Raw genomic sequence first — 13,812 nt, forward strand, 5'->3', positions numbered from 1 at the left:
GGTCAGTTTAGTCCCGCGCGTTTCCGCGCCATCGTGTCCGCCAGTTTCAACGCCTCGATCAAAGATGTCGGATCGGCTTCTCCACTTCCCGCGATGTTGAACGCGGTGCCGTGATCGGGCGAGGTTCGGATAAAGGGCAATCCTAGCGTGACGTTCACTCCGCGATCGAATGCCAGCGTCTTTATGGGGATCAACGCCTGATCGTGATACATCGCGACCGCGGCGTCGTACTGGGAACGGGCTCGGGCATGAAACATGGTGTCGGCAGGAAGTGGGCCTGTTAGGTTCAGCCCTTCATCGCATAGAGCCTTGCACAAAGGCGCTATCCAGTCGGTCTCTTCCTTTCCCAGCAGTCCACCTTCTCCGGCATGAGGGTTGAGACCGGCTACCGCGATCCTGGGCGCTGCGATTCCGAAATCGGATTCCATGGCATTCGCGACAATCCGAAGGGTGTCTTTAAGCAGGCCGGGCGTCAACTTTTGCGGAACGTCGGCGAGCGGGATGTGGATCGTGGCGGGTACGACCTTCAACTCCTCGGCCGCAAGCATCATCACCACACGGTCAACGCTGGCAAGATCGGCAAGAAACTCTGTGTGGCCGGGATGAGAGAAGCCAGCGTGATCGACCAGTTCCTTCTTCGAGATCGGAGCTGTGCACAGCGAAGAAGCCGCGCCCTGCTGCACCAGCCGCACAGCGCGTTCGATCACCTGCACAACGACGATAGCATTTTCAGGGGCTGGGTGTCCGGGAGTGGCCAGGCTGGGGAATTCATGCACCAGAACAGGTAGCCCGCATTGTGCGGCATCCGCTGCGCCGTCAGGAGTGTCGATGGTCTCAAACCTGGCGTTCTCCGGAAGGTGCCGTGGATCGCCGATCCAGAAGAACGGCAAGTCTTTCCCAAGCACTTCCCAAGCTTTGCATGCGATCTCCGGACCTATTCCGGCGGGATCGCCACAAGTCAAAGCGACGGGCGGAAAACGTGTCTCCGCCATTTGTCAGTTGGCAATATCGGTGATGATCGTATTTGCCCGAAGATCGGCAAGGCGGTCTGCGGCCATTGTCCCGAGACGTGTATTCAAAAGCCGGTTGCCAACGATTTCGAGGTCCACGGAGGACTCGCGGGCGGGCTTGCGCTCACAAAGCATGAGGACAGCCGGAGCACCGTTTCGAATGATCCGCGTGGAAACCTCGTTCTGATCCAACTGGGTGACTTCAGCCCGGATATCGGCGGGCAGGGCACCCAACGGCTGCAGATCGCGGACAAGTCGTTCCTCGGGAAGTCCGCGCGCGATTCCGTAAAGGTCATCGCACACGTCGACCTCCTGCGCGACCCGTTCCGCGGCGCCCGGCGTGCCGTCGGTGATGAACAGCGCATAGTCGACCGCCAGATCGTTGGTCGCACCGGGATCGACACGCTCCACTTTGCGCAGAAGGAAAACGCCAATCGCGTTTTCCAGTTCGATAGGGCGGCTTATCTGGCCTGGCGTCAGGCCGGCGATCACCGGCTGGATCATATCCGGCAGAGTATCGAGCGCGACCCAGTTCAAGGCGCCGCCCGAGGCGGAAGAGGCCGCAACGGATAATTCGCGTGCAGCTGCCGAAAAGGCTTCTTCGCTTGTCAGCGCCGAGATCTGTGCAGCCCGGGCACGGGATGCTGCGGCTGTCTCAGGGGTAGTGGCGGGCAAAAGGATTTCCGAGACGAGAACCCGCAACCCTCCCTCAGTTCCGGTCTGAGCGAGAGTGCGACGCACTAGGTCCCGTGGAATTTCCTGGGCGGTTTCGCCGAGTGTCTGGCGCACGAAACTGCGCCATGCGACACCGGCACCGATGAAATCGCGGAAAGTTTCGGAGTCGACGCCATTCTGTCCGAGTGCGGCGACGAATTCTTCAGCTGTCAGGTTCGCCCGTCCGGCGAACTCCTCCATCCCCGCTTCGATCTCTTCCGCCGACGTCTCGATGCCAGCGTCGGACGCTGCTGACAATTGTACGGCCTCGTTTATCAGTTGTTCCCGCGCCAGGTTTCGCGGATCTCCCGGAGCACCCAGGAGCGACAGAAACCGGGTCCGCTGGTCCAGTTCGTACCGGGTGACAATCGAGTCGCCGACCTTGATAGCGGGCGAGAAGCGGCTTTGGGCCTGTGCGGGTTGTGAAGCCGCGAAAATCGATGCGGCAAGCACTGCGCCAATCAGGCATTCAAGAATACGGCTTTGTCTCACGACCCTTTATCCTCTGCAGACCCTGCTTCGGGGTTTATCGCTTGCGGTGCCACCGAGGCCGACCAGCGAGACGCGGAAGCCGAAGTCGGTTGTTGGATTAACCGAACTAGACGTGGCATAGCGCCTTGATAGTGAAAGCATGATATCAATGCACTCGCTCCGATAGCCCATCCCGATCCCGGTGCGTGCCGAACGGCCCGCGGTGAAGTCATAACGCCAATCGGCACTGGCCGTCCACCTGTCGTTCAGGTCGTAGCTGCCGTCGAAAGACCATTCCGACAACCTGTCGTCGCGCCCCTCGGCGGGTTCTGGAACGGCGTAGATGTAACTGGAACTAAGCCGAAAAGAGTCGGTCGACCAGTCAACACGGGATTCGTTGAGGGTGAAGTTCGCCTTTTCGTCGAAGAGCGACCTGTTGGCGAGGAAAAGGCGGTCGCCGATTCCGAACCGGGCCGCGATCAGCCATTCGGAACGGTCGCCATCCAATCCGGTGCCGGAACTGAATCCGAGATCGCCGTCCAGATGTGCGATGCGGCCAAAAGCGAAATCCATGCTCCAACCCTGAGGATCGTCGCGACGCCATGCCAGGCCTGCCGCGACCCTTGTTCCATCCTCGATTCCGTCAGTTCCGGGATAGCGCGTATGCGAGAATAGGTTTGCCTCGTCGAACTCCACGATCCGGCTGTCCTCGACTGGTGGAGCATTGCTGCCCGCGTCCGCAATATCGAGCCTGATAACAGGCTCCAGTACTTCGCGTCCGCCATCAGCGGTATCGCGTCCCAATGGCCAGCGCAATTCCAGGGCCCCTCGGGGAACGAACCGGGTCATGTTTCCCTTGAAGCTGTTGTCCTGACCGGTGTTGTAAACATCCATTCTGAAGCCAAGTTCGGCGGCGGCCACTACGCCGGAAGCGAAAATGGTATCACGGCGCCATTCAAGGGACGTCCCGATCCGGCTGACGTCCCGACCGTCTATGTTGACCGCGGAGGGACGATTCAAAGCCGACGTTTCAACGGAAAGCGTCGTACGACCGCCAAATGCCAACCGGGGCAATTCGCGTTCATAGAAGACCTCGATAAAGCGGTCTGGAAGCGTGTCGCGGATGGGGATTTCTTCGCTTCGCAGCGTTTTGAACTCGGTCACTGAAGCTCGGAAAAGATCCTTACTGCGTACCCGCTTGACGGCAAGTTCGTTGGTCAATCGATCCTTGTCGGAATAGTCGTAGGTGAACAGGTATCCCGGATCCGAGACGAACTCCAACTGCGCGGAGAGGATGAAGTCCTTGGGCAGTCTGTATGTGGCATTTGCAAAGAGATACCCACGGTCTCCAAGAATATCATCGTTCGTGATCGCGCCAGTTGCCGAGATTTCGCCGCCACGGAGGCTCTGGCGATAAGACAGTTCCAGGGTCCGGGTGGAGGAGGAAAGGTAAGGGGTCAGCGTGATATCGGCATGCGCGCCTATGGGAACAAAATAGGGCTGCTTTAGACCGGTGCCGAGATCGGATGAGGTGCGAAAGCGCGGGATAAGGAACCCTCTCGCGCGCTCCAGCGTCGGATCGGGCAGCCGGAGCCGCGGAAAATACAATACCGGAACTCCGACGACTCGCATCTGAGCGCCAGTGAAATAAAGCTGACGCTCTTGTTGGTCATGGATAACCGACCGCGCGCGAATTTCCCAAACCGGTGTCGGATTCGACGCGCAGATTTCGCAGGACGAGGCGACCACGCGCTCGAGCCGGGTGTACCTCCCACCGACCCGCGCGATTTCGTTCGCGGCCATTTGCAATTGCTGGTCAAGGACGATGCGTGCCGATCGCAGGATCCCATCTCGCAAGTCCCGGTCAAGTTCGGCGCTGCTGGCGGTCAGGACTGTCCCATCCGCTTCAGTCACCTTGATTGGGCCTTCGATCGTCAGCCGGTCTCCATCCTGCGAGTACGTGATTGATTGAGCAGTAAGCCGTGTGCCGGCATAAAAAACCTCGACATTGCCCGTCGCGGTGACCTGACCCGAGGGGTCCACGCTAATCCTGTCTGCGATCAGCGACGCAAGATCCTGGGCAAAGGCAGGCGAAGCGGCCAGCCAAAGGAGAAAGACAGCAAGAAGCGCCCGCATCATCCGTCTTCCAGGTGGAGCAGCAAACCAAGTGGCAAGAGAACGGCCGCAACAGGCGGCCCCCAAGCCGCCATGATGACAGGGATCTGACCGTTCTCACCAAGGATCGCCGCAAAATTGCGGATGAAGTAAAGCGTGAAACCCAACGCCAGCGCCGCAAGTACCATGACGCCGGTTCTCCCGAAGCGGGTGTGGCGCATGGTGAAGCCCGCGCCAACCAGAACCATCGCCGCCAGAAGTACCGGCAAAGCGAGTTCCATGTGCAGGAAGGTGCGATGCGAACGCGCCGAAAAGCCGGCCGATTCCAGTCGCGCGATGAAGGCGGGTAGTTCCCAGATGGGAATGGCCGATGGCGTGCCGAAACTGTCAAGGATCTGGTTCCGTGTGAGGTTCGACGCAAGGCTCAGGTTCGGGCTTTCGAAAGCATCGACCTCGGGAACCGCGGCATCGGTGTCAAAGCGCCACTCCTTTGCGTCGGTTATCGCCCAGGCCCCAGGCACAAGTTGGGCCTGTTGGGCCTCGATACGGAAAGTTGGCGTTCCTTCGCGATCGTATCCAAGGAAGGTAACGCCGAACAGGATGGTGCCATCCAGATTGGAGCGGTTTGCCCGGATCACCGTCTGACCATCACGCGATCCCTGTCTGAGCCATAGCCCCTCGGAGCTGACTGACAGGGTTGAAACGACGCCGGAGATACGCTGCGTCATGACCTCGTACTGCTTTTGAGTGGCCGCCACTATCGGGTTTATGAGGGCGACGGCTAAGATACCAAGGAAGAGGGACATCAGAACCGGAGATACAAGACTCTTCAAAGCCGACCGCCCCGAAGCGCGTGTGACCACCAGTTCCGACGAGCGGGCAAGCGCCAGAAAGAGCGACAAGGTTGCCAGGATCGTGATCAGTGGCAGAATGCGGTAAAGGCCTTCCGGAACGTTCAGGAATGTCAGGATGATCAGAGTTCCAAAGCCTGTGTCTGCCGCGCCGAAACGCCGGATCTGCTCGACCAGATCGATCAGGCTGAGGATTGCGAAGAAAACAAGAAGGACCGAGACGAAACTCTTCAAGAACCGTCGTGCGAAGTACAGATGGAGCGTCATTGGGTTGCCCCGCGTCTTGGCCGTAATGCGGTTGGATTGGCCGCAAGATACAGCAAGGCCAAAGCCAGCAGGCCACCGAATGTCGGGCCGATGTAGGCCGCCGGCCAGAGATCCGCATTGCCTTGCACAGCATCCTGACCCATTTGCGTGATCATCTGGACAAGGATCAGCGCGAAGATCGCGCCAATGATTTGCCGCCAGATCCCAAACCGCGAGAAACCGCCCAGCAGCAGCGTCGCAAAACCGATCAGAGGCGCAACAAGACCATTCAAGGCATTTCCGATGCGTTCATGAGCTTCGGCAACAAGAACCGCCCGCGTCGCGCCGGTCAAAGTCTGAGTCTCCTGGCTGGCAGCAAGGAGTTCCCCTGTCGAGAGTTCTTGCGGACGCGTCCGTGACTTGCCGATTGTTTCGAGCAGCCCTTCAAGATTGAAGGCAAAATCGTCAAACCGCGTCACTGAAAGGTTGCGTTCGCCGACATCGTAGCGTTGCGCCATTCCATCAATCATCACCAATGTCGGTGCGGTCGCGCCTCGAAGCAGAAGTGCCTCGCGAGCGGTGTAGGTAACCGAAACGCCTGGATTTCGGGTGTCTGAAAGAAAGATGTTCTTCAATTCACCAACCGCCGATATCTCCCTGATGTAGAAGGTGACTCCATCCGAGGGATGCAGAAACTGTCCTTCCCTCAACAAGCGGGCGGTCATGTTCTCGGAAATCTCGACAGTCCGGTCGCTCAAACGGCTGAGACTGATCGGCACAAGAATATGGGCGAGGATGGATCCAAGTACGAATACAAAGATTCCGAAGACCAGAACGGGCCTCACCAGCCGCCACGGTGAAAACCCCGTCGCCTGGACCACGACCAGTTCGCTCTCCGAGGTCAGCCGGTTCGTGACATAGACCGTTCCCGCGAAAGCCGCGATCGGCAGTACGACCCGGATGACGTTCGGCAGGGACAACGCAGTGAACTCGAGGAACACTGCGGCAGATTGGCCGTTGGCGATCAACTGATCAAACAGCACGACGGCGCGATTGACCCAATAGACCAGTACCAGAACGAGCGCGAAGAACCCGAACAACATCAGAAACTGGGACAAGAGATATCTGTCGAATCGTCCGGTCATTCATGCGCCTGGAATACGTTAACGCGACACTAGACCATCATGATCTGGGGTAAAACCGCATAGGCGGCCCATCGGCGCTGGTCAGCCGTCAAGGGCAGGGGTAAGGAGAGGGGACCCCGAGGGAGCCTGCTCAATGTCTGAACTGCCAAGTCTGTCTTTCGTGCCCGTGAATCTGGATGCGATTAAGGATGCAGGAGGCCATATCGTTGTTTTCCTGCCTGAGAGCGGGAAACTTGACCAACTTGCGCGCCGCGTGAACCGCTTGACGCGCGGTGCGCTGGAACGCTTTGCCGAAAGCACATCCTTCGCGCGCATGAAGGACGGTGAGGCGCGATCACTATCGTTCCCGACCGGCCTGGCTGCCGAAGAGATCCTGGTCGTTCGACTTGATCGGCGCATCCGCGGAGATGCGGCCCGCAAGGCAGGCGCCTCCATTGGCAAACATCTGCGCGGCGCAAGCGTTCTCCTTCTTGCCGGCGCGATGAAAGGGCTGCCGGACATCGTCCTCGGTGCTCTCTTGCGCGCCTATGCGTTTGAGCGGCACCAGACCGAAAGTTCCGATGACAAGAACAAAGGCGCCGGCGCTCTGACCGTCATGACCACCCAGCCCGACGCGCTTGCCGCGGAGGGGGAGATTGTGACCGCGCTGGCGGAAGGTGTCTGGTTCACCCGCGATCTCGTCAACGAGCCATCGAACGTACTGACCACGGTGGAATTCGCCGAGCGTTTGCTGGAGATGCAGCAACTCGGGCTAAAGGTTCAGGTTCTGGACGAGCCCGAACTGGAGAAACTCGGCATGCGCACGCTTCTGGCGGTTGGCCAGGGCAGCGAAAGTCCTTCGAAAGTCGTCGTAATGGAGTGGAACGGCGGCGGCAAAGAGGCGCCGTTCGCTTTGATCGGCAAAGGCGTCTGTTTCGATACCGGCGGCATCTCTCTGAAGCCTGCGGGCGGCATGGAAGACATGACCATGGACATGGGCGGCGCAGGCACTGTGGCCGGGGTGATGCGCGCCCTTGCGCTCAGAAAGGCCAAGGCGAACGTGGTAGGACTTGTTGGCCTCGTCGAAAACATGCCGGACGGGCGCGCGCAGCGCCCTGGCGATGTCGTACGCAGCATGAAGGGCGATACGGTCGAAGTAATCAACACGGATGCCGAGGGCCGTCTCGTGCTTTGCGACGTCATGTGGTACGCGCAAGAACGGTTCAAGCCCAGCGGCATGATCGACCTCGCAACACTGACAGGTGCCATGGTGATCGCGCTTGGGCATGAAAATGCGGGTATCTTCTCGAATGACGATTCACTGGCCCAGGCATTCCTCGAGTCTGCCGAGCTCGAAGGCGAGGGCGCGTGGAGGATGCCTCTCGGACCGGGGTATGCCAAACAGCTCAAGAGCCGCGTGGCCGATGTGAAGAACGTCGGAGGGCGTCCTGCAGGTTCGATCACGGCGGCAGAGTTCCTGCATCGTTTCGTCAAGGACGAAACGCCTTGGATTCACATCGATATCGCGGGTGTCGCCAGCCTCAGCACCGATTCACTTTATGCCCCCAAGGGCGCAACGGGCTGGGGCGTTCTGGCGCTGAACCGTCTCATAAACGACCGGTACGAAGGCTGACGCCATGGGGGCCGTGCTATTCTATCACCTGACGGAGCGACCGCTGGAAAGGACATTGCCGGTTCTTTTGTCGAAAGCGCTGGATGCTGGGTGGAAGGTGATCGTGCGCGGGCGTGATCAGGACCTGATCGAGCGGCTTGATCGTCAGCTTTGGTCAGGAGATGGATTTCTTCCGCACGGGATTGCAGGCGGTGAGCATGACGCGATGCAGCCTGTACTTCTGACGACAGGTTCCGACTGCCCCAACGATGCTTCGTGCATCATGAGCGTGGGTGGGGCCGATCTCACTCCAGAAGAAATTCTTGCCGTGGAGCGCGCCTGCATCCTGTTCGATGGCGCGGACCCGTCCGCAGTGGAACTTGCTCGTAATCAGTGGAAAAGCCTGATCGCCGGCGGTGTATCGGCCCAGTATTGGGCCGAGGACGGTGGGCGCTGGGTCAAGAAGGCCGAGAGCTCTGGGGCCTAGGGCTCCAGCAGCAACTGATTGCCCGAGATTTCCAGCCTTCCGAAGCGGCTGAGGAAAGACATGCCCAGAAGTGAGCCGGACATATCGCCGCCATTCACGGCGACATCGACGTCACGGAAGCGAAATGGCCCCAATGCGACGCTTTCGACGCTGCCATATGCCGTCTCGACGACGCCGTTGGCCGTGCGAGCTCGCCCAAGGAACGGCATGGTATCCGGGTTCAGTCCGACGCGTACCGCATCCTTGCGTGTCAGGACCATGTCCGTTGCCCCTGTATCCACGAGAAACTCCACCGGTATACCATTGACCTGGAGCGTCAGGTGGAAATGTCCGTCAGCCGATCGCGGAACGGATATGCCGGCGCCATCTTCCAGAACCGATTGCTGCGGTGCGATGTCCTTACGGATGTCCCCCCAGAGACCATAGCCGGCCATTACACCAATGAAAATCATACCCCAGGCCAGAAGCGACCTGACCGTCTTGCCCAGTGAGTTACGGTTCTCGGCAATCAGCCAGCCGACAACTGCGGTCAGAAGAATGACCAGGTAAACGAGGCGAGGGAAATCCGAACTGTCCATGGGAAGGAGATATGTTCTTCGGAAGGCAATCGGAAGGTCTATGCGCCCGCGAAGCCGAAATCCGCAAGCCCATCCAGTACGAACTGGACGGACAGCGCTGCCAGAAGCATGCCCAAAAGTCTGGTGACCACATTGATTCCCGTTGGTCCTAAAAGTCGTTCCAGCGGACCAGCGGTGAGAAACATCAGAAAGGTCAGCACAAGGACGCCGAGCATCACGCCATGCACTGCAACGATCCACGACCAGTCCGCCCCTTCCTGACCGGCAAGCAGAATCATGGTGGCGATTGCTCCGGGGCCCGCGATCAGCGGTATGGCCAGAGGGAAAACAGAGGGATCCTGCTCGTGCACATGGGTTTTGTCTTCACGACGCTTGGTTCGTCTCTCGAAAAGCATGTCGAGCGCAGTCAGAAACAGAAGTATGCCGCCTGCGATCCTGAATGCGGGCATGGATATGCCGACGAAATTCAGGACGGCATCACCAAGCAGTCCGAAGATCGTCAGGAGAAAGGCGGCCGTCAGGCAGGCCCGCAAGGCGATGCCTCGCCGGTGGGACGCGTCCTGTCCCTGTGTCAGGGCAGCGAAAAGCGGCACAAGGCCCACCGGGTCGATGATCACGACCAGTGTGACAAACGCCGTCACGTAAGGAGCCAGTTCCGGTGTCATCCCGTTCGTTGAACAGGATTTTCAGCCGGGTGCAAGTCCCGATGGCGGAGCTCAGAACCTAACCTGGTAGGGAGCCGATCTTGCTATCACGGCCCTTTTCAGAATTGAGGCCATGGACATCGCGCCAGAACGGCTGACTTCGTCGTACAGCGCCTGAACACGTCCATGATAGGTGAAATTCTTTTTGATGTCGCGGTTACGCGTCGCATTCGCAAGGCGATAGCCGACAAATCCGAAAAATGCGGAAAGAACAAATCCGCCAAGGGGCAAAAGGATACTCATTGGGCACTCGATACAAACTAATAACTTGATCTTTCTACTCTTAAAAAATGATAAAATTTTGGCCGAGAGTCGGCCTTTCCGGGTTTTTTCACCGTTTGTCAGTCGTCTCCCGGGATCAGTCCGAGACCGCGGAGATAGATGCCAATCCCCGTTTCCAGAAGGTCTTCGGGGGGGAACGGCGACTTGGTCCCCGGGGAACCCCGAGCGAAGAGTTCGACGACGCCGTGAGAGAGTGCCCAGATATGTGCCGAAAACATCTGGGGTGGCGGCCGTTTTTCGGGAGGAATGTGTTTCGAAAGCTCTGCGGCGGCCCTTTCCAGGACGTTGAACGCGCGTTTCGCGACCAGAGCCAGTTCGGGTGTCCGGTTGATCGACACACCGCTTTCGAACATAGCGACGTAGTGGCCAGGATGTCGCCGCGCAAATGCAAGGTAGGCCCTCCCGGTGGCCTCGAATGAGGCTAGGGCGGAAGGCTGTCCTGTTTCGAAGGCGTATTCCATCAGCTCGGCGAAAATCTCGTACCCTTGGCGCGCAGCTTCCGCGATCAGATCCTCGCGCCCCTCGAAATGCCGGTAGACCGCGGCGGGGGTAACCCCGGCTTCCTTGGCCGCCTCGGACAACGTAAAGCCTGTCGGACCCTTCTCCTCGATCAGGTCCAGCGCGGCGTCGACAAGCGCCTGCCTCAGGTTGCCGTGGTGATATCCGCGCTTAGGCATTCCAGATGTCCGGCCCACCACAGAGTTTGGCATCGGGAGCCGCAACCTTGCCCTTGCCGGCATAATCAAGCCCGTTCAGCACCGCGCGGATTGCCTGAAGACGGGCACGCTTCTTGTCATCCGAGCGGATGACCGTCCACGGTGCCGCATCGTTGTGCGACCGGTCGAGGGTCTCGGCGATGGCAGCGGTATAGGCATCCCATTTCTTCAGGCCTTCAACATCGATCCAGGAGAGTTTCCATTGCTTCAGAGGATCTTTCTCGCGCTTCAGAAATCGGCGCAACTGTTCGGCGCGTCCGACATTCAGCCAAAGCTTGCGGAGAGTGATGCCTTCATCCACCAGCATGTCCTCGAACTCCGGAACCTGGCGAAAAAAGTGCTCTCTCTGCTTCGGGGTGCAGAACCCGAATACATGCTCGACGACGGCGCGATTATACCAGGATCTGTCGAACAGGACGATCTCGCCAGAGGTTGGCAGGTGGTCGACATAGCGCTGGAAATACCACTCGCCCTGTTCGCGTTCTGTCGGTTTCGACAGGGCCACGACCCGCGCCCCGCGAGGATTGAGGTTCTCGCGGAACCTCTTGATCGTCCCGCCCTTGCCGGCCGCATCGCGCCCCTCGAACACCACGACGATGCGTTTCCCGGTCTCCCTTGCATCGGCCTGCAGGCGCACGAGCTCAAGCTGAAGTGCCGCGATCTCCTCCTCGTAGTCCTTTGATTTCATTTCTTCCGAATAGGGGAAGGACTTGGAAAGAATCTCATTCTTGTCCGCTGCCGCGATGGCCTCGCGAACATCGGATGGAGCCTCGTTCTCATAGAAGGATGAGATTGCGCCGTCGAAAGGAAGGGTCATGTTATGCTCTTTCACTTTTGAGGGAACCTAAGCGCGGCGATGGCTTAGCGCAATCCGGCACGTGAGGCTGCGCGGTGGATCGCTTCGATAACATCGTCCGTTGCGCCATGATGCGGCATATGACCGATGCCTTCCAGAATGGTCAGTGAAGCGTTCGGCAACAGCGTGGCCAGAGGTTCGGCATGAACCTCCGCATATACTGTGCGATCTTCGGTGCCATGCAGGATCTCTACAGGTATGCTGATCTCCGGATAGCGGCGCGACATCTCCAAGACATGCGGTCGAAGTGCATTCACCTGACGAGCATTGGCCCGCAAAGTGTCTATTCGTGTCGCCATCATGATGCCGGCCTTGGCCAGATAGCCCTCAGGCACGGGTTGCGGCGCAAAAACCCCGCTCAGCGCGTTCTGAACATAGCTCTGCGGCACGAGTGCCGAAACGAATGGCGGCAAGGCCAGGCCCCCGGCGCGCGAGCCCAGTACCCGGTAGGTCCAATCGACGCTACCTGGCCATGGCATGGTGGCTCCTGAAAGAATGACGATACCCGCGGCAGGCTCTTCCAGTGCCCAGCCCATCGCCACGGCACCGCCATAGGAGTGCCCGACGATCAGGGGGCGGTCCGCGCCCAACTGTCTGGCCGCCTGTGCGAGGTGTCGCGCCTGCTGGATGGGACTTTCCGCGCCATTGCTCAATGGTCCGTTCAGGTCTTCACTGATCCGCTCGCTCCACCCGAAGCCCGGGCGGTCGAACGACAAAACCCGGTAGTCCCGGGCCAGTCTCTCAGTCAGATCAAAAGTGAAATCCCGGTACGTGCCGCCTGCACCGTGGATCAGCACGACATCCGGTCCCTGGCCTTGTATGTCGACATGCACCCGGCGACCGTCAACGACGACGGTTTCGCCAAGCGGCGGATTGCGCGCCTCGATCTCGGCCTCTCGCAAGTCGGCGCGCCGGTCGGCAATATACCAGAACGCGCAGGCAGAAGCCGACAGGACTGCAGCCGTGGTCAGCAAGGTAAGACGACGCATTCTGTTTGGGTCTGGTTGAACATCGTCGGGAACCTAGCGCGATGCGCCTGTTCCTCCAGACTGCTCACTTGCGCAGGTCCGTGCTGGACTGGCCGATCAGAGACTGGTCGAACGGTGTGGTCAGATACATCTCGCTGACCCAGTTCCCGTACAGAAGATGGCCGTGACTGCGCCAGCGGTTCTGCGGCGTCATCGAGGGATCGTCGCCCGGATAATAGTTCATAGGCACATTGATCGGCGTGCCGTTTGAAACGTCTCGGTCGTATTCTTCCTTGAGCGTGCCGCTGTCGTATTCGAAGTGATTGAATATGTAGAGCGCCCTGTGGTCGGTGTCCTCGATCAAGCACGGTCCAACTTCTTCGGAACCGAGAAGCGTCGAGAGTTCTGGAATGCCATCGATTTCCGACTGGCGCATTTCAGTCCAGCGGCTCACCGGAATGACGAAATCATCCGAAAACCCGCGCAGATAGGGCGACGCAGGCGAGAGGTTCTGGTGCCGGAAACATCCGAACGCCTTGTGCGGCAGCATGTGCTTCTCAAGCCCATGAAAATGATAGGCCATTGCCATGCCGCCCCAGCAAACGCCGAAGGTCATATGGACGTTGGTCTGTGTCCAGTCCATCACCTCCTTCAATTCGTCCCAGTATGTCACCTCTTCGAATGGAAGGTGCTCGATCGGCGCGCCGGTAATGATCAGCCCGTCGAATTTCTCGTCCTTGATTTCCTGAAACGGACGATAGAATTCGGCCATGTGTTCGGCGGCCGTGTTCTTGGTCTCGTGTTCGGACATACGGATCAGACGGAAGTCGATCTGCAGGGGGGTCGCACCGATCAGTCGCGCGAACTGGTTCTCCGTCTGGATCTTCTTGGGCATCAGGTTCAGCAGTCCGATCTTGAGCGGACGGATATCCTGATGCTCGGCTGCGTCCTCCGGCATGACCATCACACCTTCACGCGTCAGAACGTCGAAAGCGGGCAGGTTCGAAGGCAATTTGATCGGCATGTCGTCATTCTCCGGAACGGAAACTCCGAGATAGCCAGCACTGGCTCCATACTC

General features: G+C 59.1%; 14 protein-coding genes. 2 read left to right on the plus strand and 12 right to left on the minus strand.

Going from position 1 to position 13,812, the window contains the following annotated elements; translation table 11 throughout:
* Positions 1 to 2: 2 nt before the first annotated feature.
* From pdxA to lptF, 5 genes are read right to left on the minus strand one after another with little or no spacing between them, the layout of a single operon-like run.
* Positions 3 to 992: a 4-hydroxythreonine-4-phosphate dehydrogenase PdxA gene (gene pdxA, locus ACKLNI_RS09405; protein ID WP_413718807.1), complete on the minus strand. Its 990-nt coding sequence runs from the start codon at positions 990 to 992 to the stop codon at positions 3 to 5.
* A 3-nt stretch (positions 993 to 995) separates the two neighbouring features.
* A complete protein-coding gene (locus ACKLNI_RS09410) occupies positions 996 to 2,216 on the minus strand; it encodes a peptidylprolyl isomerase (protein ID WP_413718808.1) in 1,221 nt (406 codons plus the stop codon).
* A 6-nt stretch (positions 2,217 to 2,222) separates the two neighbouring features.
* Positions 2,223 to 4,334, minus strand: a complete 2,112-nt coding sequence (locus ACKLNI_RS09415) for an LPS-assembly protein LptD (RefSeq protein ID WP_413718809.1) — start codon at positions 4,332 to 4,334, stop codon at positions 2,223 to 2,225.
* On the minus strand, positions 4,331 to 5,428 hold the full coding sequence (gene lptG / locus ACKLNI_RS09420; protein ID WP_413718810.1) for an LPS export ABC transporter permease LptG: 1,098 nt from the start codon (positions 5,426 to 5,428) through the stop codon (positions 4,331 to 4,333). The genes ACKLNI_RS09415 and lptG overlap by 4 nt, the downstream gene beginning before the upstream one ends.
* Positions 5,425 to 6,552 (minus strand): LPS export ABC transporter permease LptF, encoded by a 1,128-nt coding sequence (gene lptF, locus ACKLNI_RS09425; RefSeq protein WP_413718811.1) that lies wholly within the window; start codon positions 6,550 to 6,552, stop codon positions 5,425 to 5,427. Before lptF ends, lptG begins: the two co-directional genes overlap by 4 nt.
* Positions 6,553 to 6,685: 133 nt before the next feature.
* Here lptF and ACKLNI_RS09430 point away from each other — a divergent pair, with 133 nt between their 5' ends.
* A complete protein-coding gene (locus ACKLNI_RS09430; RefSeq protein WP_413718812.1) occupies positions 6,686 to 8,164 on the plus strand; it encodes a leucyl aminopeptidase in 1,479 nt (492 codons plus the stop codon).
* Between the two features lie 4 nt (positions 8,165 to 8,168).
* On the plus strand, positions 8,169 to 8,630 hold the full coding sequence (locus ACKLNI_RS09435; protein WP_413718813.1) for a DNA polymerase III subunit chi: 462 nt from the start codon (positions 8,169 to 8,171) through the stop codon (positions 8,628 to 8,630).
* On the opposite strand, the gene ACKLNI_RS09440 is transcribed toward ACKLNI_RS09435, so the two are convergent.
* From ACKLNI_RS09440 to metA, 7 genes are all read right to left on the minus strand, one after another.
* Complete coding sequence (locus ACKLNI_RS09440) at positions 8,627 to 9,208, minus strand: retropepsin-like aspartic protease family protein (RefSeq protein ID WP_413718814.1); 582 nt, start codon at positions 9,206 to 9,208, stop codon at positions 8,627 to 8,629. The genes ACKLNI_RS09435 and ACKLNI_RS09440 overlap by 4 nt on opposite strands.
* Before the next feature lie 38 nt (positions 9,209 to 9,246).
* Complete coding sequence (locus tag ACKLNI_RS09445; RefSeq protein ID WP_413718815.1) at positions 9,247 to 9,873, minus strand: MarC family protein; 627 nt, start codon at positions 9,871 to 9,873, stop codon at positions 9,247 to 9,249.
* A 51-nt stretch (positions 9,874 to 9,924) separates the two neighbouring features.
* Positions 9,925 to 10,155, minus strand: coding sequence for a hypothetical protein (locus ACKLNI_RS09450; RefSeq protein ID WP_413718816.1), 231 nt, complete (start codon positions 10,153 to 10,155; stop codon positions 9,925 to 9,927).
* A gap of 98 nt (positions 10,156 to 10,253) precedes the next feature.
* Entirely contained in the window at positions 10,254 to 10,871 is a 618-nt protein-coding gene (locus ACKLNI_RS09455; protein ID WP_413718817.1) for a TetR/AcrR family transcriptional regulator, read from the minus strand.
* Positions 10,864 to 11,727, minus strand: a complete 864-nt coding sequence (gene ppk2, locus ACKLNI_RS09460) for a polyphosphate kinase 2 (protein WP_413718818.1) — start codon at positions 11,725 to 11,727, stop codon at positions 10,864 to 10,866. Before ppk2 ends, ACKLNI_RS09455 begins: the two co-directional genes overlap by 8 nt.
* Before the next feature lie 44 nt (positions 11,728 to 11,771).
* On the minus strand, positions 11,772 to 12,755 hold the full coding sequence (locus ACKLNI_RS09465; RefSeq protein ID WP_413718819.1) for an alpha/beta fold hydrolase: 984 nt from the start codon (positions 12,753 to 12,755) through the stop codon (positions 11,772 to 11,774).
* 64 nt (positions 12,756 to 12,819) lie between these two features.
* Positions 12,820 to 13,758: a homoserine O-acetyltransferase MetA gene (gene metA, locus ACKLNI_RS09470; protein ID WP_413718820.1), complete on the minus strand. Its 939-nt coding sequence runs from the start codon at positions 13,756 to 13,758 to the stop codon at positions 12,820 to 12,822.
* Positions 13,759 to 13,812 lie beyond the last annotated feature (54 nt).

The sequence above is a fragment of the Silicimonas lutimaris genome (assembly GCF_047314965.1).
Classification (GTDB): Bacteria; Pseudomonadota; Alphaproteobacteria; order Rhodobacterales; family Rhodobacteraceae; genus JAVJUV01.